Here is a 17,692-nt window from a genome sequence, read left to right as displayed (position 1 = left end):
GCCGAGAGATCTGCGCCGGTTGCAGGAGCCCGAGCCGCCACGAATCGCCCGCCCTCCTCCCGCCGAGTTTCCCCGAAAATTTATTCCCACAATTATTTATAAACCTCCTCCACCCGCCCCGCCGGGATAAGGTTAAATGCAAATAAGGATCTCACGCCTCTTTCATGCCGGGCAGAAGATCCTCCAGCTACGCCTTCATGGCCTCCGAGAAGCCCCTGATCGGAAAGACGATACCGGATATGTTCGACGAGATCGCCGAAAAGTACCCCGACAACGACGCCATAGTCTCAATCCACCAGGGGCTGCGCTACACCTACCGCGAACTGCAACAGGAGGTCAACCGCGCGGCGAAGGGATTTCACGCCCTGGGGCTGAAGAAGGGAGATCGCCTCGCGATCTGGGCGACGAACATCGCCGAGTGGATCATCTGCCAGTTCGCCACCGCCAAGGTGGGGATCATCATGGTGAACATCAACCCCGCCTACAGGACCCACGAGCTGTTGTATGCGCTCAAGCAGTCGGAGAGCCAGGCCCTCTTTCTCATCGACCGGTTCAAGACCTCCGACTACGTCAGCATGTTCTTCGAGGTCTGCCCGGAGGCGGCGCAGAGCAAGCCCGGCAAGATATCCTGCGAGAGCCTGCCCTACCTCAAGACGGCGGTGCTGATCCGGGGAGAGGAGAGGCCGGGGATGCGCGCCTGGGATGAGGTGCTGAAGATGGGCGACGAGGTCCACGACGACGTCCTCCGGGCAGAGCAGGAGAGCCTCGACTTCGACGACCCCATCAACATCCAGTACACCTCGGGGACGACCGGCTTTCCCAAAGGGGTCGTCCTAACCCACCACAACATCCTCAATAACGGCTACTTCATCGGCGAGTGCATGAAGTTCACCGACCAGGATCGGCTCTGCATCCCCGTCCCCTTCTACCACTGCTTCGGGATGGTACTATCGAACATGGCCTGCATGACCCACGGGGCGACGATGGTCCTCCCGGCGGAGTACTTCGACCCCGCCTCGACCCTCGCTGCCGTCGAGCAGGAGAGGTGCACCGCCCTCCACGGCGTTCCCACCATGTTCGTCGCAGAGCTGGAGCACCCCGACTTCGATAAGTACGACCTATCGAGCCTCCGGACCGGGATCATGGCCGGCTCCCCCTGCCCGACGGAGTACATGAAGAAGGTGAGCAGCCTCATGAACATGAGGGAGGTGGTGATCACCTACGGCCAGACCGAGGCCTCCCCCGGGATCACCATGTCCTCGACGTCAGACTCCCTGGAGCGGAGGGTCTCCACCGTCGGAAAGCCGATGCCCCACACCGAGGTGAAGATCACAGATCCCAAGACCGGCAAGATCATGCACCGGGGCGAGACCGGCGAGATCTGCGCCCGGGGCTACGCCATCATGAGGTGCTACTACAACAACCCCGGCGCCACCGATAAGGCGATCGACAAGGAGGGGTGGCTCCACACCGGGGATCTGGGGATCCTGGATGATGAGGATTACTGCAAGATCACCGGCCGGCTCAAGGACATGGTGATCCGGGGCGGCGAGAACATCTACCCACGGGAGATCGAGGAGTTCCTCTACACCCACCCCGACATAAGCGACGTCCAGGTGATCGGCGTCCCCGACGCCAAGTACGGCGAGGAGCTGATGGCCTGGATCAAGCTGAAGGAGGGCCGGTCCCTCACCGCCGACGAGGTGTTGCTCTTCTGTCGGGGCAGGATCGCCCACTTCAAGATCCCCCGGTACATCAAGTTCGTCGACGGCTTCCCCATGACCGTCACCGGCAAGATCCAGAAGTACAAGATGAGGGAGGAGTCGATAAAGGAGCTGGGCCTCGAAGAGGTGGCTAGGACCGAGACGGCCTGAAGACAGAAGATGGCCTGAAGCTGGGGGCGGCCTGAAGGAGGAGACCGCCTCCTTCCGGCGACGGTTTGAAGTTGCAAAACAGCCCCAAGTCGGCAAACCCCCACTTATCAAAAACGGCGCCCCGTCGGGGACGGCCTCTGGTCTTGGACGGCCACAGGCCGGAGAACCCCCTCTCCCATCTTCGATAGATCCCGTCCATTCCCCTCGTCGGAGCGGAATTTTTAATATCAGTGACCACCATCCTTAGATGAGAGGCAGGTGGTTCAAGATCGATCCCGGATCATCGGCGAGGATAGATCGACCTCAATTCCTCTTCGTCTCTTGCGATAAACCCCGCGGGACCGGTCTTCAAGCAGGAAGGGTTTTCGATGGTGGAGAGTGCGACCTTGAATGAAGCTGACAGAGGAGATCATCCGGCTCCTCCCGCCGAGGATCCAGGGGTTCCGGTGGCGTCAGAGGACGTCACCCGCCCCCCCGACGAGGAGACGCTCCAGGAGCAGATAGAGGAGAAGAAGGCCCCCACCCGGAGGTTCTACGGAACCTTCGCAGGGGTCTTCACCCCTACCCTCCTCACCATCCTGGGGGTGATCATGTTCCTCCGCCTCGGCTGGGTGGTGGGGAACGCAGGCCTCCTGGGGGCGCTCTTGATCATCCTCCTATCCTTCGTCATAACCATCTTCACCGCTCTCTCCCTCTCCTCCATAACCACCAACATCAGGATAGGTGGTGGAGGGGCCTTCTCCATCATATCCCAGTCCCTGGGCCTCGAGGTTGGAGGGAGCATCGGGATCCCCCTCTACATTGGCCAGGCCCTGGCCGTCGTCATGTACATCTTCGGCTTTCGGGCGGGGTGGCTCTGGATCTTCCCCGACCACCCGCCGATCATGGTGGATCTGGGGGCCTTCGCCCTCCTCTTCGTCATCGCCTACATCAGCGCCGGCCTCGCCTTCCGGGTCCAGTACCTGATCATGGCGGTGATCATCTCATCCCTCATCTCCGTCGCCCTCGCCGCCTATTTCGGGTCGATGACCGAGCCGATCACCTGGTGGGGCGCCTTCCCCGGCTCCGTCGAGGACGGCTTCTCGGGAATCGCCTTCTGGGGCGTCTTCGCCGTCTTCTTCCCGGCGGCGACGGGGATCATGGCCGGGGCTAACATGTCCGGCGAACTCAAAGATCCGCGCCGGAGCATACCCTTCGGGACCCTCGCCGCCATCGCCATCAGCCTCGCCGTCTACCTAGCCCTCGCCTTCTGGCTCGCCCGGACCGCCACCCCTGAGGAGCTCGTCGTCAACTACAACGTCATGATAGACCGGTCCGCCTATGGACCCCTCGTCCTGGGGGGGCTGCTGGGAGCCACCTTCTCTTCCGCCCTCGCCTCCATCGTCGGCGCGCCCCGGATCCTCCAGGCCCTCGGAGAGCACAACATCCTCCCGAGGGGCGGGTGGTTCGCCGAGAGGAGCGGCTCCGGCGAGCCGAGGAACGCCATGATCGTTACAGGGGTGATCGTCGTCTTTGCCCTGATGCTCCGAGACCTCAACGCCATAGCCCCCCTCGTCACCATGTTCTTCCTCATAACCTACGCCATGATCAACGTCGTCGTCCTGATAGAGCAGAGCCTCAAGCTCGTGAGCTTCCGGCCCCTCTTCCGGATCCCCCGGATCGTCCCCTTCGTCGGCGCCTTCGGCTGTCTATTTGCCATGTTCATCGTCAACCCCATCTTCAGCCTGGTGGCGGTGGTGATCGTCCTCGCCATCCACGGACACCTCATCCGCCGCCACCTCAAGGCCCCCTTCGGAGACGTCCGTAGCGGTCTCTTCGTCGCCGTCGCCGAGTGGGCGGCAAAGAAGGTCTACGAGATGTCCGCCTCCAAGGAGAGGACGTGGACGGCGAACCTCCTCATACCCGTCGAGGACCCCCAGGATCTCCGGGGTATCTTCAACTTCATCAGGGATATCGCCCACCCTAAGGGTTTCATCAAGATCCTGGGGCTATCAGGCGACGGCGACGCCGAGAGGATGAGGTTGCGACTTCCTGGCCTGGCCGAGGCCTTCAGGGGTTCTGGGGTCTCTGCCTCCTGGACGGTCATCGACGTCGGCGAGTTCGAGGATAACCTGGTGGCGGGGATGCAGGCCCTCGGCGGCGCCTTCTTCAAGCCGAGCGTTATATTCCTGAAGCTTCCGGGATCTTCGGAGAGGGACGATGGGATAAAAAGGGTGATAAAGAAGGCGAACGAGAGCGGCCTTGGGGTCCTCCTCTTCGTCGACCATCCGAAGGCAGGGCTCGGACGACGGAAGTCGATAAACCTTTGGATCGAGGACAGAAGCCCCGACTGGGATATGACGATGGAGCTGGGCAATATGGACCTGGCGATCCTCATCGCCTACAAGCTTAAGCGGAACTGGAAGGCGTCCCTGAACCTGATCACCTTCGTCGAGAAGAAGGAGTACGTCGAGGCTGCCCAGGAGTACCTGACGAACCTCACAGAGCTTGCCCGGATCCCCAACGCCCGGGCCTACGTCGTCGTTGGCGGGCTGGAGGGCGACATCGCCGAGACGCCTCTATCCTCCCTGAACATATTCAGCCTATCGCCGGAGCCCGACCTGGCGGCCATCCGCCGGACTGTGGAGAAGACTCAGTCCGCCTGTCTCTTCTCCCTGGACTCGGGGGAAGAGAGCGCCCTGGCGTAGTCGACAGTATGGCGAAGAGCCGGAGTTTCAGGGTAATTGGATGAGATTCTTCAGCTACAGTGGCAGTTTATGGCCCTTCTCAAGCTGCTGAATCTGTTCTTCGCCAATCGCCGCCAGCTCTTTGAACTGGTCGATGGTATCGCGCATTCTGGGCAGAGCTTCCTGCTTATAGGTGCTGATGGAGTCCAGCGCCACCATGACATCGGCAAAGGCGGTCTTCATCCCCTCTACGGAGATGTTGGTCTCCATGGACCGTTTCTGGATCTCAGCCCCCTGATATTTCAGCATTTGCGAGGTGCTCCTGATGATATCGTTTGTTGTATCATCGAGCATCTCAACCTTCTTCAGGACAATTCTCTGGTTATACAGAGCGCCGGCCACCGTAACTGAGGTTCTGAGAGCTGAAATTGTCACAGTTTGGGCCCTTTCTACCCCGCGCATAAGCTCCTTATTATTTCTGATAACAACCTCCATCGCCATTACGCCCTGCTGATTGACAACGACCATCTGCTGCATATCCATAACCCGCTGCCGTAGCGGAAAGAGGACTTCTTCGGCTACAAATCTGACCTTTTCCGGATCTTCGTTCCTGGATCTGGCCGCTTCTATCTGCATCTCGATAGATCTGTCCATCAGGATGCCGAGCTGGATCTCTTTCATCAGCTTCTTGGTCAAGCTGCTCAATGCCTGCTGCTCGATCTCCAGGGTAGTATTATCGTTTTTCAGGATCGTCTTCCCTCTGTCCAGAGAGAGGATGATATCCGCAATCGCAAAGTCCGCCTTCTGGTATCGTGCAAAATAGGCCCTGACCGGGTCGAAGACCTTGCCGAGGATTCCCGTCCTGGTGAAATCGATCAGCCTGGGGTCCAGGTCTTTTAGCTCCCGGTTAAGATCCATCAAGCTCTTTGCCACAACGCCGCCTTCATCGCCGTCTCTGGAGAGGTTTGCGACCGTCACATGCAGCAAAGAGTTTTTGGCCGCCGAGCTCTTCATAGAGTCAGCCCCAAAAGACTCGATCGACCGTAGGATATACTTCTTTTTGTCAAACTCATCGATATCCATGGCCATAATTTGTGCAACGTTCCTCTCTGCCAGAGACTGAAGCTGGTCTACTTCCTCCGGTCCCGGCCTGACCTGCTCCAGCACCTCTTTCTCGATCGCCGCCTCATCGGGAACTTTCATCGTGAAAGCCATCGAAGCTACCTCCTCTACAGCTCAGCGTAGAACAGTTGGCTCAGCTTATAGGCAACATCATCGGTATCGGCGTTGATGCTGGCAGCCTCATTGATATCAGAGATCTCCTTCAGGGCCTTTATATCCGCGTTATAGCCTATGGTGTATATCGGTATCCCAAGGTCCTCCACGATATGTTGAATATCCTTCAGCTTATGGCCTCTATTGGTCTCGCCGTCGCTGAGGACGAAGATGATCGGCCTGAGGTTGGAGTTCTTATCGGGGCCCGCAGCCTTCTGATCTATGAGCATCTGCATGGCGACGGCGATGGCATCGAAGGTTGCCGTGCTGCCGCCTGCCTGCAGCCCATCGACCGCTCCGACGAAGAACCTCCTCTGGTCCAGATCGAATTTGGCGATCGGCAGATCTATCGTTACGTCGTTGGAATATGATACCAGGCCGATCATATTATCATTTCCTATAAAGTATTGACCTTCCCGGAGGGAGCGTTTCAGATTATATAGCGGCGCGCCCATCATGCTGCCGGAGACATCGGCCACAAAGACCGCGCAGATCGGCCTGCCTGCGTTCTTCCTATCTTTATAGAGCCTTTGGGCGGAGACTATCAGATCGCCCCTGACCGGCCAGGCTTCGGATCGGTACTCATCGAAGCCGTTGAACCCGTATCTGGTGGCCAGGGCCTGGTACTTATCCTGCTGGGCGAACTCGATGAACACGTTCAGGATCTTTCTCTTCTCCGGCGACAGATCGCCGATGGCATAGATCGGGTTGTCGTGTCTGACCCCGAAGGGGGTGAAATCGTAATGCCTGATATCCGGGGTGTTCACATAGGTCTGGTACTCCAGGACGAAGCCGTCGAGGAGACCTGATTTTGCTGAGTTTCTCATCTGCAGGGTGGTATAGGCGACCAGGGGGATGTTGGCCTGGAAGCTCTCAAAGCCTGCTGCTGCTTCGTCGCTCAATAAGTTGCTGCTGTCAAAGGCGTATAAGGCCGAGATCAGGAAGTTCAGGCCGGTGGAGCTGGCGAAGGGGTTGGTGTATCCCATGGCCAGTTCTCTCTTCGAGACGGCATCGACGATCGTCCTGGTATTGACCACCCCGTATTTATTTACCAGCTCGTCCTTCTTGGATCTGGTGAGGAGGATCCCGGCGACATTGCCGGCAAGCCTTTCTTCCAACAGCTCGGCTTCGACCCCTCTGGAGACGATCATCTCGCCCCAGAGCTCGTTCGACGGCGTATAGGCGTCAGGCCGATACTTCCCGGAGATTATATAATCCGCTCCCAGGCCGGAGGGGATCTCCCTGAGGCTCACCGATACCTCCCGGCCGTCGATCCTTATTCTCGCGTTGTTGAAGTCCTTGGCCACCTCCGTCAGCCAGCCGTCGGTGCCGGTCCCGGCCTTCTCCGGTGAGGAGAAGATCTCGATGTAGCTGGAGGTGGTCTTCTCAACGCGCAGCGGGTACTTGGATATATCCGGCAAGATGGTGTTCACGTCGGGGGGCAGAACTGTAATTTGGCCCGGAGTAGATGGAACCGTATTAACATTTATGTCTTTTATAATATTTGCTAGTTCTTTATCGCCCCCATCAAATATATCAAGCACCGCGTAAACTATGAGAAATACCGCAACCGCCGACCCGACGGCTTTGAATATTACCTTTTTATCCATCTCTTTTGGCATGCCGGACCACCCTCCTCAATTCTTATAGTTCTTTGCCTGTTTTATCAGATCATCTATCTCTCTCATCCCGGCCATCTCCTCCAGCTGGCCGCTCTCTACGGTGTTGAGGCCTGATATCTCAAGAAGGAGCTTATCGAGCTTCAGCAGGATCTGCTCATTATCTTCAGTGGCCGATTTTACAAAAGTGATATATTGATTATATACTTTAACCTTCTCCTCCATAAACTCCTCTGAAAAGTCCCCCGACTCGCGTCTCGTTTTGATGAAATTGTAGTCTTCTTCATCGAAGGCGTCCATCTTGTTGAGGATGCTGCGAAGGTTCATGAAGAATATCCTCTCAACCTCGGCGATGACAGCATCGAACTTCTTGTAGCTCATCTCCGATGCGCTGAATATCTGGAGAAGGATATCCCGGATAATTTTGTTCTTATTCTGCAGCCGATCGATCTGATCGAGGAGGATGTCGACGTTTCTTTCGAATGTTTTCAGCCGCCTGTGGGCCTCCAGTCTTTCAACATAATCTTCCGCCATCATGATTTTATTGGCGGGAGTTGATACCTCAGGCTCTTTGAGGAGGACGTAATTTCCGTAGATCAGCCCGGCACCGCTCAAGACGATGGATGATACGCCGAAGGCTGCTATCAACGTGCTGGCCCCAAATATCTCGGGTATTAGCCCTCCCGGCGAGAAGATGATTATGTTGGCGGCGGCGACCCCCAGGTTCAGGCCCAGCAGCTTAATCTTCTTTTCTCTTTCCATCTGACTCTCCACTGCGGTCTATACTCCCACCGAAGTTGATGGAATCCATCATGGAAAGATCCAAGCCAGAGCCTGATCGTCTTCCAATTCAGAGATACGAGGCCAGGTCAATCCCATCATCTTCCCTACATTGCGTTTATGGCGTACTTTATAGGATTTAGGACTTACGCACTTGGGAAGAGGATTTCTATTTACTCGTCGCATCAATGTATTCTGACTCACAAGTCCGATTTTCGCCTCGTTTTATACTTTAAATCGAGCCAAGCCTATTAATTTGCTCTCATCTGCTGGCATCAATAGTAGGCCATAGCTGCAACTGTAATCTTGCCATGAACCCGTTTCAGCGTTGCAACCATCACCCTTCCGGCTCAGAAATCTGTCCGTCACTACCCGTTTCACCTCCCATCCCCTGCAATCCGGCTGACTTCTGAGCTCATCCCAGACTCGATCGCGAGTTTCGGTCTTCTCCCTCAGGCTCCAGGTGGGTCTGGGCGACGAAGCCCGCCCTGAAAGGGGAGATGGGCAAGAGGATCCTGGGGGAGGTCGTGGGGGGTTTGAGGCAGAAAGAGATCCACCCTTCCGACCCACCTCTTCAGCCGAAACCCTTATATTCGTCAAATGCCGTATAGGAATATGGCACATAACGTGCCATATCCCCCCTCCTTTACCCTCTATTTTTTTTCTCTTCCCTCCCGAAACCTTCCTCGTCTCATTTAAATAAGACCAGATACCCCTTCTTCAGCGTATGACTGACCCTCTCGGGAAGATCGACGACCTGGCCAATGCCCTCCAGGAGCTCCGCCTCCACGTCGGCCCCGCCGACCTCCAGGTGGGGGGGCGGAAGGTGAACGGCCAGCTCTACATCTCCCTTGCCAACTCCTGCCTGCGAAACCGGGCGGCGCTCCTCTACGGCGGGATGGGGGCGAACAAGACGACGCTGGTGAACCTCCTGGGGTCCGCCTTCACCGGCCTCTCCTTCGACGAGATAGAGAACCTGATGGTGACGGGACATCCGGAGCAGACGGAGGAGAAGATCGTGGGGTTCATCGATCCCAGGCAGTGGTCCTGCCCCGAAAATTTGGCATCCGACGAGAGGCCGGACGGGATCCGGGTCCTATGGACCCCATGGGCTCGTTCGAGGTGGAAGGTGATAAACGAGATCAACCGATTTCCCTCCGGAAAGCAGAACCTCTTTTTGGAGCTCCTCGCGAAGAGGAAGGTCGGCTACGCCGGAGAGACCCTCCAGCTCGGCGACACCTGCTACTTCGCCACCATGAACCCCGACTTCAGCTCTACATACCCCCTGGACGAGGCGCTCCTCGACAGGATATCGATCTCGGTCCCCGCGGTTCAGCCCGACTTCCTCGCCGGCCTCGCCCTGGCAGAGAGGGAAGAGGAGGTCTCGGCCCTCGCCTCATCCCTCCCCCGGTTCTCGGCAGAGGAGTTCGACGACCTTCCCCGTCTCGTCGCCGACGTCCACCTGGAGAGCCAGGTGGAGCTCTCGATAATATCCCTTCTCCGGGACTTCACCCTCTGCGAGAGGGCTCCCGCCTTCGACAAGACCCAGCTCTCGGGGGGGTCGAAGCCGAGCCGGGGGCTCTGCTCCGGCTGCCACTACTTCAACAACCCCGAGGCGTGCTGCTGGCAGATCGACGAGGGGCTCTCCGACAGGGTGAGGCAAGACCTCCGGTCCTACACCAGGGCGCTATCCCTCCTCCTCGGGTTAAAAGGCGAGGGGAAGATCGAAGTTCTGAGGGCCGTCGCCCCCTACGTCATCTGGCACCGGGTATCCCCCAGCAGGACGATGCTGGAGCGTCCCCCCTACTACGGGGCGAGGCGTCTTGAGTATGTAAGGGACCTCGTAGAGAAGTCCATCAACAGAACCCTCAACGAGCGGGGCGGCATGAACATGATCTTCGCCCGGGCCGTCGACGGCGATATCTCGCCGGGGGAGGCGATGGAGGAGCTCTCCGGCTACGACGACCCGATAGCCGCCCTCGACTACATGAAGGCTCTGGAGAGGATGGTTTGAGCCTTTCGGGGTTCATGGGCGAGGCCTATGCCGGGAAGGTGAGAGGGGAGAAGAGGCTGGAGGAGAAGAGGGGGGAGTTTCTCCTGGGCTTTGAGGACCTGGCACAACGGCTCGAAGAGAGGCCGAAGAGAGCTGAGGTGGAGGCGCTCGCCCCGCGAGATGGGGAGACGATCCTCTCCCTCGTCCACTCCGCCTCGCCCAAGGGAAGGAGGGAGGGGATGATCTGGGGGATCCTCACAAGCCTTGCCGCCGAGAGGCTGCCATCGCCCCTGGTGATACAGCCCCAAGACTACGCCGGCCTCGAGCTTCGCGGGGGGACGATAATTCTGGACGCCAAAGCCTCGCCTCCCGGCTCTAAGGGGTGGGGTTCGGACGGGTCTGGGCAGGTCAGAGGTTCCTGGAATAGGGCTCACCACCTGGGGGAGAGGATCTCCGGCGGAAGGCTCGTAGTCAGGGGCGGTGCCGGGGACTACCTGGGCCAGGAGATGGTGGGGGGCGGGATCGTTGCAGCATCATGCGGCGATTACGCCTTCAGAAATATGAGGGGCGGATGGGGGGTCGTCAGGGGCGACGCCGGAAATTACCTCGCCGTCGGAAACTCAGGGGGGAAGATCGCCGTCAAGGGGCGAGCCGGGGCGAGGGCGGGATGGCTGATGAGGTCCGGCAGGATCAGGGTGAGAAGAGATGCCGGAGAATACCTGGGGCTGATGATGAGCGGAGGCGAGATCTCCCTCCTCGGCAAAGCCGGTGCGAGGGCGGGCTGGCGGATGAGGGGGGGTCTCATCGAAGCAGAGGGATACGGTCCCCAGGCGGGGGATGATAGCGTTGGCGGCAGATTACTCTGTAGAGGAGATCCTTGAGATCTGGGAGACGTCCAGATCGAGCTGGCATCGGCCCCAGCTCCCAAGGCCGGTGATCACGGGGTCTATAGACGGCGATGGTTTCCCCTTCAAGAACTACAAGATCGTCGTCGATGAGAAGACCCTCGATAAGGGGGACCTTTACATCGAGAACTTCTTCGATCATCTGATAGTCCACTACCTCTTCTGCCCCAGGTCCCTGGAGACGGCGGGAAGGCTCGCCATGGCTGCCCTGGAGGGGCTCGCCAACGGGAACAAAACCCAGGCCCGGAGGATGGTGAACCTCTTCTCCGACATCGTCGTCGATACCTTCCGGCTGGAGCGGTCCGTCGATGACGAGGAGAAGGTCCTCCTGGGGTGGAGGGAGCTGGCGAAGGAGGAGCTATCTCCCCTGGATGAGGCGGTGGTGGGGTTTCTCGCCGAACTCTGGGGGGTGGCCCTCCCTTCATCGGATCATCCAGAGTCGGAGGAGCTCCTCAAAGTCTTTTCCTGGGGCGTAAAGGAGAGGTCGAGGTGGCCGAGGCAGTGTATGCAGATGGCTAGGATCCTGTCGGAGCTGCAGCCGGGGGTCCTGGGGTCCGGGAGGGTCCCTTCCGCGGAGGGGCTCCTCGGAGACGCCGATTCCGCCCCCTTATCGGGGATCGCCTCGGATCTGGAGCCGGAGGCTTACAGGGAGACGCTCTCGGTACTGGGGCTGGACGGCGATTTGAGACGGTGGTACCGGGACCAGAGCTACACCATCGTCATCAGGCCGACGGGCCAGGTGACGGAGAGCCGGTTTCCCTCAAGCCTCGCCAAGTGGCGGTTCTCCGATCCCCCCAGCGAACTGGACGTCGCCTACTCCCTCAGCCTCGCCCCGAGGCTGATACCGGGGGTGACGACCTACAAGCGGGAGGTGGAGTCCTGCTCCATGGCCGCCTCTGGAGAGAGGGTCCCCGACCTCCTGGTGGTCCTGGACAGCAGCGGATCGATGGGAGGCCACCGCCGGGGGACGAAGACCCATGCTGCGACCCTCGCCGCCTTTAAGGCGAGCGCCTTCGCCCACGGAGAGGGGGCAGACGTCGCCGCCATCAGCTTCAGCGACCAATTGGTCCACCAAGGGTGGACGAGAGACCTCTCCGCCGTCGAGGAGGTCCTCGTCCAGCACCTGGGGTCTCGGACCCACATCCCGGGCCGGGAGGTTTTGGATCTCGTCGTATCGAGGCCCGGCCCCCTCATCCTCTGCATCACCGACACCCACATCCAGAACCTCTACAACGAATGGGATTACATCCAGGAGGCGGCGGCTCTCGGCAGGTTCGTCCTCTTCTCCATCGACGGTGGCAATAAGAACGAGCAGGTGGAGGAGGCCCTCGGCGACCTCGGCGCCGTCTACTCCATCAACAGGCTCGACGACCTCCTCTCCCTCGTCGTCGAGACCGCTGAGGATGCGTATCGACCTCAGAAGGGCCATATGGGGCGTTTGGACGGGGAAAGTTTTATCTCCTCCGAGCGAATGGGATCAGGCTGAAGTGCCGGGGTAGGGTAGTTGGCCATCCTTTGGGACTGTGGATCCCATGACCCGGGTTCGAATCCCGGCTCCGGCCCTAATTAACCGCCAGCGATTTTCTTCTTACTCGTTCAGGGAAGCTTAAGGGCTCTCTTCCTTGGGGATGGCTGCCGTCGGAGTCTCCCCGGATTCGAACGCTGCGACCTTCTCCTCTTCCTCGACCACCATCTCGGCGACGTTGGAGGCGTCGACCTCGGTCAGTACGACGACCTCGCCGGTCTCAAGGAAGTACTTGGCGCCGAAGATTGTGAGCTTCTCCTCCTCGACCAGCTCTTTTGTGATCGGGCTTCTATCGAGGAGGTTCTTGATGACGAGATCGACGTTCTCGTCGATCGCCTCTTCCACTAGGTTGGACCCGGTCATGTTCGTCTCGCGCGCTATCTCGACGGCGGGCTCGATTTCGGTCATGATGCTCTCGATGTTCCCTTCAGCACCACCCTCTGTGGCAGCGGTGACGGCACCGCAACACTGGTGGCCAAGGATGACCAGGAGGGGTGTGTGAAGGTGCTCGACGCCGTACTCGACGGACCCGAGGACGATGGGGTCCATGACGTTTCCTGCGACTCTGATCACGAAGATGTCGCCAAGGCCTTGATCGAAGATCAGCTCAGGAGGGACCCTGGAGTCGGAGCAGGTGACCACCGTAACGAAGGGGCTCTGTCCCGAGACGAGCTCAGACCTCCTCTCAGGAAAGTCCTTGCTGGCGACCTCTCCGGAGACGAAGCGTTCGTTCCCCTCCATTAGGATGCTCCAGGCGTCTTCGGCGGATATGGCGTCTGCCGTCTCCTCTGAGGCGATCGCTCCGATCAGGCAGGCCGGCAGACAGAGAACCGCGGCCATGAGAGTCATCTTTTCGAAAATCCTTCTATTTGTCAATTACATCACCAATATCATTCTCAGATATACGGTTTTTCGAGCATTATAGAGGCGAGGTGCAGGGGTAGAGAAAACCCCGGTCTTCGGGCCGGGGATGAATCGTACCCCGCCTTAAGCCATGAATCTTTAAATACCATAACGGCATAAGCCAGTGTAATGCTCAAGGCCTTCAAATATAGGATCTATCCGACAAAAGCACAGCGGTCTAAGATGGAACAGACCTTGGAGCTGTGTAGATGGACCTATAACGAGACTTTGGCATATCGAAAAAACTCTTTCGAACAAGAAGGCAAATCCATATCTAAGTATGAGACTCATAACTTGCTGCCAGAGTGGAAGAAAAACAAACCAGAACTAAAAGGAGGTATTCTCTCAGACCCTCCAGAACGTCCAAGAACGGGTAGATCTGGCCTTCAAAGCGTTCTTCCGAAGGGTCAAAGCAGGAGAGACCCCAGGGTATCCCAGGTTCAAGGGGAAAGGATGGTACGATTCGTTCACCTATCCACAGCTGGGATTCAAACTGTCTTCCGGGAAGCTCGACCTCTCCAAGATCGGAGATATCAAGATCAAGCTCCATCGACCCATCGAAGGCAAGATCAAGAGGTTAACCGTTCGGAGATCTTCGACCGGAAAATGGTTTGCCTGCTTCTCAGTGGAGATCGACGATCCTCCGAAGCCTCCCTGGAAAGATGGGTTGATGGCGGGCATCGATGTGGGGCTGGAGAGTTTCGCTACGCTATCCAACGGAGAGAAGATCGATAACCCCCGGTTCTTTCGATCTGAGGAGAAGGCGTTGGCCAAAGCTCAAAGACGACTATCCAAATATGAGAAGGAAACTCCTGAGAGGAGGAAAGCTCTCAAAGTCGTCTCGCGGACCCATGAGCGGATAGCCAATCGCAGATACAATTTTGCTCATCAGGTCAGTCACAACCTGGTCGAAAGGTTCGGGCTGATTGCTTTCGAGGATCTGAGCATCACGAACATGCTTAAGAACCACTGCCTGGCTAAGAGCATATCAGACGCTGCCTGGAGGATGCTAGTGATAACCACATCGTACAAGGCTGAGAGCGCCGGTTCGATGGTGGTTCTAGTAGATCCCAGGAACACAAGTCAGCTATGTTCCAGGTGCGGCCTTAAAGTGCCGAAGTCGCTATCGGATCGGGTCCATGAATGTCCTCAATGCGGGCTGGTCATGGACCGTGACGAGAATGCGGCGATAAACATTCAAAGACTGGGACTACAGTCTCTGCCAAAAGCTAGAAGCCCTGCCCTTCAGGGCGGGGAGTAGTCACTAACACAGTATATAATCTTTGCTCTATTTTACAGACTGAAGGATGGCATCAAAAGTGGTCGGGTCCTCATAAGGGTGGAGCTAAGCTTTTGATAGAGGCTTTGGAGGAAGAAAAGCTTAAATCGATTCGGGAAATATGGATAGTCGTAAAAAGTGGGAGGTTAGTCATGAGAATATCGAGAATTATGCAGTTGCTGCTGATTTCGGCCCTATTTTTGGGGTCGGCCGCGGCAGAAGATCTGACTCCAGGCGACATAATGGAGGAGATGGACGAGGCTATTACGATCACCGGCCTGTCCATCGAGGAAGGATGGGTGGAGATCGCAAACCCGGGGATGGCGAGCCAGGACTTCACCTTCTGGACCCTCAACGACGAGGATAACAACACCTACTCCTTCTCTGAGGGGTTCGTCCTCAACCCGGGGGCCATCGTCAAGGTCCATACAGGCGAAGGTAACGACACCCAGACGGATCTATACTGGGGAAGAGACGACGTGGTTTGGGATGATGGAGAGGTGGTGACCCTGAAAGACGCCAACGGCGAGGTCGTTGCCCGGTACCCAGAGATCTCATGAGCGGCGAGAAGCCCTCGTCATAATTTTGGCGGGATCTTAAGGATCCCGCGCCTTCCTTTCATTTTCCGCATATCATCTGTAAAATGTCTCAACACTTTATCGATCCATCGGGCGTTCTTTATCACAGTTAGATTTTTATGCAATTTATTTTCATCAAAATAGAATCTGTAACTAACAGATGGATCCAGATGATGCCATCATAAGACAACGATAAATCTCAAAATGGACCCAAAAACAAATAAACAATATTTCGGAAAACTTTATATCATTTGAACTTAAGTAAAACTCAGGAGGTGTGATGTTATGAGTTCGAGTTCGATGAAAGGGGGACTGGCGCTTATCCTGGCGCTCGTCTTCTTCACCGCTGGCCTCTCCTCGGCAGAGGACGCGGACGCAAAGATGGAAGACTGGGAACAAGAGGGTTATGGCGTTGTAATAACCAACGCCAGCTGGGTCGACGAATGGGTAGAGATGACGAACTTGGGCAAGTCCAGCCAGGACCTTTCAGGCTGGAGCCTCAAAGATGAGCAGGAGCACATTTACGTCTTCCCCGAGGGGTTCAGCCTTCTCCCGGGGGGGCTCGTGGCGGTCCATACCGGTGTCGGGAACGATACTGAGACAGACCTATACATGAACATGGGCAAACCCATCTGGAACAACGGCGGCGACGTCGCCACCCTGATGGACGCCGACGGGACGGTGGTCTCCCAGCACCCGGAGGCTGAAGAAGATTGAAACGAGCTGGCCGGAGCCGCTCTGTATATTCCAATTTCTGAAGAGATCCTGACTTCTGAGATGGCGGGGCACCCGGGGTCTCCCGTCATCTCATGATGTTTATAGTCAGCTTTTTTCTCTTATTGATGATCGTTCTATGGTGGAATAGATCATATCCAGCGTCTTACCCTCCTCTTATAATCCACGTACTCCCTGCCGAAGGCCCTTTCCAGGTTCTCCTCCTCTCTTGGGATGAAGAATAGCCCCATCAGAATCGCGAAGATCAGAGGAAAAACGAAGGCTATCAACGACCCCAGGAATACCGCTTCGCCCAGGAGGATGGATACCATCCCGAGGTACATGGGGTGGCGGCTGATCCTGAAGGGGCCCGTGATCAGAAGTTTCGAGGGCATCTCCTGGGGCTTGACCGTCGTCCTGTTCTTCTTGAAGAGAGAATCGGTCCAGAGGTTCAAAACCACCCCAAAGCCGACGAGCAAAAGTCCCATGTAGGCGAAAGATGGCCCGACCACCTGCCGCCCCGGGTAAGCGTAGTGCGACGCCGCGGAGACGAGGAGAAGCGCCGCAAAATAAGTTGGAGGCTGAATCTCGCCCTTCATGCTGCCGGGATCTTCGCGGATTTGAGATAAATATATCTCTGCGATATTTCTTTACAGATTCCCGCCCGCGTCCAGATCCAGAGGCCCCACGGGGCTTTCAAGCGTCATCGTGGATATCGAATTGAAACCCACCCCCTTCATGGAGGCTAGAGGCTATTATCTCCACGCCCTCGAAAAGACCGTCCTCCCGTCGTACCTGATCCTGAGGATCCGATGGTAGGGTATCATAGTCCCGCCGAAGGTGAAGAAGGACCGACCAAGGGAGATCTCGCTCCCCCGGATGGTGATCCTGTCATCGGTCGCGCCCCGGTGGAGGACGTCGATCTTGCACTTCTCCATATTGAGGCCCCGCCACTTGATCTCGTTTAATATCGGTTTTGGGTGTCTTCCCTCCGGCTCGAACTCCGACAAGATCAGATCCCCTAAGTCCTCATCTCTAAATGATCAAGCTTGCAGCTGTCAACTACCCGCCAATGAATTGGCGGGCATGATGCTCGCCAGTATTGGGGGCTTGCGGCTCCGCAAAAAATCGGGCCACGATGGGCAGGTTGACAGCCCACCCTTGCAGCTATGTTTCGAGCTGCGACGGTGTCAGCAGGGCCAGAGAAACCACAGCAGACACAAGCAAACTGATCCTGATTAAGTCGGTTTGACCGGTAGATATGATGACAAACGGGGCATTCCTGGGAAGTATAGGCAGGGTCGATGTAGACTACTGGAACTCCAGCGATCGCTGCCTTGTACTCGAGGAACTGCCTGAGCTGATAGAATCCCCAGCTATGCTGTTTGCGTCTCTGAGCCTTCGAAACCGTCGTCCTCTCCCGGATACCCTGAAGATCTTCGAGGGCGATCACGGAAGAGGTGTCTTTGGCTTTCGCAACCAGCTTTTTGGAGATGCAGTGGTTTACGTCCCGACGAAACCTGGCCTCTCGACCCGAGAGTTTCTTGAGATGACGTTTGGCGCTATCGGTCCCACAGCTTT

At 57.3% G+C, this 17,692-nt stretch carries 14 protein-coding genes, 1 tRNA gene and 1 pseudogene; 9 read left to right on the top strand and 7 right to left on the bottom strand.

All coding sequences use genetic code 11. The features are described from left to right. Positions 1–164 precede the first annotated feature (164 nt). Positions 165–1,874, top strand: a complete 1,710-nt coding sequence (locus P0O24_RS08160; protein WP_316969255.1) for an AMP-binding protein — start codon at positions 165–167, stop codon at positions 1,872–1,874. A gap of 386 nt (positions 1,875–2,260) precedes the next feature. After that, positions 2,261–4,561, top strand: coding sequence for an amino acid permease (locus P0O24_RS08155; RefSeq protein WP_316969254.1), 2,301 nt, complete (start codon positions 2,261–2,263; stop codon positions 4,559–4,561). Positions 4,562–4,615: 54 nt separating this feature from the next. Here the strand turns inward: P0O24_RS08155 and P0O24_RS08150 are convergent, their stop codons facing one another. The 3 genes from P0O24_RS08150 to P0O24_RS08140 are packed head-to-tail and all read right to left on the bottom strand — an operon-like array spanning position 4,616 to position 8,196. Next, positions 4,616–5,755 (bottom strand): toxic anion resistance protein, encoded by a 1,140-nt coding sequence (locus P0O24_RS08150; RefSeq protein WP_316969253.1) that lies wholly within the window; start codon positions 5,753–5,755, stop codon positions 4,616–4,618. Positions 5,756–5,769: 14 nt separating this feature from the next. Next, on the bottom strand, positions 5,770–7,437 hold the full coding sequence (locus tag P0O24_RS08145; RefSeq protein ID WP_394356749.1) for a VWA domain-containing protein: 1,668 nt from the start codon (positions 7,435–7,437) through the stop codon (positions 5,770–5,772). A 15-nt stretch (positions 7,438–7,452) separates the two neighbouring features. Further along, positions 7,453–8,196, bottom strand: coding sequence for a hypothetical protein (locus tag P0O24_RS08140; RefSeq protein WP_316969251.1), 744 nt, complete (start codon positions 8,194–8,196; stop codon positions 7,453–7,455). A gap of 745 nt (positions 8,197–8,941) precedes the next feature. Between P0O24_RS08140 and P0O24_RS08135 the strand changes: the two genes are divergently transcribed. From P0O24_RS08135 to P0O24_RS08120, 4 genes are all read left to right on the top strand, one after another. Beyond that, the gene (locus P0O24_RS08135) at positions 8,942–10,228 is read left to right on the top strand and encodes a MoxR family ATPase (protein WP_316969250.1); all 1,287 of its coding nucleotides are present in this window, start codon (positions 8,942–8,944) and stop codon (positions 10,226–10,228) included. Beyond that, positions 10,225–11,088 (top strand): GltB/FmdC/FwdC-like GXGXG domain-containing protein, encoded by an 864-nt coding sequence (locus P0O24_RS08130; protein ID WP_316969249.1) that lies wholly within the window; start codon positions 10,225–10,227, stop codon positions 11,086–11,088. The genes P0O24_RS08135 and P0O24_RS08130 overlap by 4 nt, the downstream gene beginning before the upstream one ends. Then, complete coding sequence (locus tag P0O24_RS08125) at positions 11,054–12,598, top strand: vWA domain-containing protein (RefSeq protein ID WP_316969248.1); 1,545 nt, start codon at positions 11,054–11,056, stop codon at positions 12,596–12,598. Before P0O24_RS08130 ends, P0O24_RS08125 begins: the two co-directional genes overlap by 35 nt. A gap of 3 nt (positions 12,599–12,601) precedes the next feature. Continuing rightward, positions 12,602–12,674 (top strand) — tRNA-His (locus tag P0O24_RS08120). Between the two features lie 44 nt (positions 12,675–12,718). On the opposite strand, the gene P0O24_RS08115 is transcribed toward P0O24_RS08120, so the two are convergent. Then, entirely contained in the window at positions 12,719–13,486 is a 768-nt protein-coding gene (locus P0O24_RS08115) for a carbonic anhydrase (RefSeq protein WP_316969247.1), read from the bottom strand. Between the two features lie 183 nt (positions 13,487–13,669). Here P0O24_RS08115 and P0O24_RS08110 point away from each other — a divergent pair. From P0O24_RS08110 to P0O24_RS08100, 3 genes and pseudogenes are all read left to right on the top strand, one after another. Next, positions 13,670–14,801, top strand: a pseudogene (locus P0O24_RS08110) (RNA-guided endonuclease InsQ/TnpB family protein). Between the two features lie 194 nt (positions 14,802–14,995). Next, on the top strand, positions 14,996–15,379 hold the full coding sequence (locus P0O24_RS08105) for a lamin tail domain-containing protein (protein WP_316969246.1): 384 nt from the start codon (positions 14,996–14,998) through the stop codon (positions 15,377–15,379). Positions 15,380–15,682: 303 nt separating this feature from the next. Further along, entirely contained in the window at positions 15,683–16,114 is a 432-nt protein-coding gene (locus tag P0O24_RS08100; RefSeq protein WP_316969245.1) for a lamin tail domain-containing protein, read from the top strand. Positions 16,115–16,263: 149 nt separating this feature from the next. Here the strand turns inward: P0O24_RS08100 and P0O24_RS08095 are convergent, their stop codons facing one another. The 3 genes from P0O24_RS08095 to P0O24_RS08085 form a co-directional block, all read right to left on the bottom strand. Continuing rightward, positions 16,264–16,710: a methyltransferase family protein gene (locus P0O24_RS08095; RefSeq protein ID WP_316969244.1), complete on the bottom strand. Its 447-nt coding sequence runs from the start codon at positions 16,708–16,710 to the stop codon at positions 16,264–16,266. A gap of 156 nt (positions 16,711–16,866) precedes the next feature. After that, the gene (locus P0O24_RS08090) at positions 16,867–17,121 is read right to left on the bottom strand and encodes a DUF504 domain-containing protein (protein ID WP_316969243.1); all 255 of its coding nucleotides are present in this window, start codon (positions 17,119–17,121) and stop codon (positions 16,867–16,869) included. 11 nt (positions 17,122–17,132) lie between these two features. Further along, positions 17,133–17,692: RNA-guided endonuclease InsQ/TnpB family protein (locus P0O24_RS08085; RefSeq protein ID WP_316969242.1), on the bottom strand; the 560-nt coding region annotated here is incomplete at its 5' end.

Source organism: Candidatus Methanocrinis alkalitolerans (genome assembly GCF_029167205.1).
In the GTDB taxonomy this organism is placed as follows: domain Archaea; phylum Halobacteriota; class Methanosarcinia; order Methanotrichales; family Methanotrichaceae; genus Methanocrinis; species Methanocrinis alkalitolerans.
This window is presented reverse-complemented; position numbering and strand designations above follow the sequence as displayed.

What these genes read in the sequence shown, in the direction of transcription:
- P0O24_RS08160 (WP_316969255.1), top strand. Translation starts at nt 165, where the DNA reads ATGCCGGGCAGAAGATCCTCCAGCTACGCCTTCATGGCCTCCGAGAAG.
- P0O24_RS08150 (WP_316969253.1), bottom strand. Translation starts at nt 5,755, where the DNA reads ATGGCTTTCACGATGAAAGTTCCCGATGAGGCGGCGATCGAGAAAGAG.
- P0O24_RS08145 (WP_394356749.1), bottom strand. Translation starts at nt 7,437, where the DNA reads ATGCCAAAAGAGATGGATAAAAAGGTAATATTCAAAGCCGTCGGGTCG.
- P0O24_RS08140 (WP_316969251.1), bottom strand. Translation starts at nt 8,196, where the DNA reads ATGGAAAGAGAAAAGAAGATTAAGCTGCTGGGCCTGAACCTGGGGGTC.
- P0O24_RS08135 (WP_316969250.1), top strand. Translation starts at nt 8,942, where the DNA reads ATGACTGACCCTCTCGGGAAGATCGACGACCTGGCCAATGCCCTCCAG.
- P0O24_RS08115 (WP_316969247.1), bottom strand. Translation starts at nt 13,486, where the DNA reads ATGACTCTCATGGCCGCGGTTCTCTGTCTGCCGGCCTGCCTGATCGGA.
- P0O24_RS08100 (WP_316969245.1), top strand. Translation starts at nt 15,683, where the DNA reads ATGAGTTCGAGTTCGATGAAAGGGGGACTGGCGCTTATCCTGGCGCTC.
- P0O24_RS08095 (WP_316969244.1), bottom strand. Translation starts at nt 16,710, where the DNA reads ATGAAGGGCGAGATTCAGCCTCCAACTTATTTTGCGGCGCTTCTCCTC.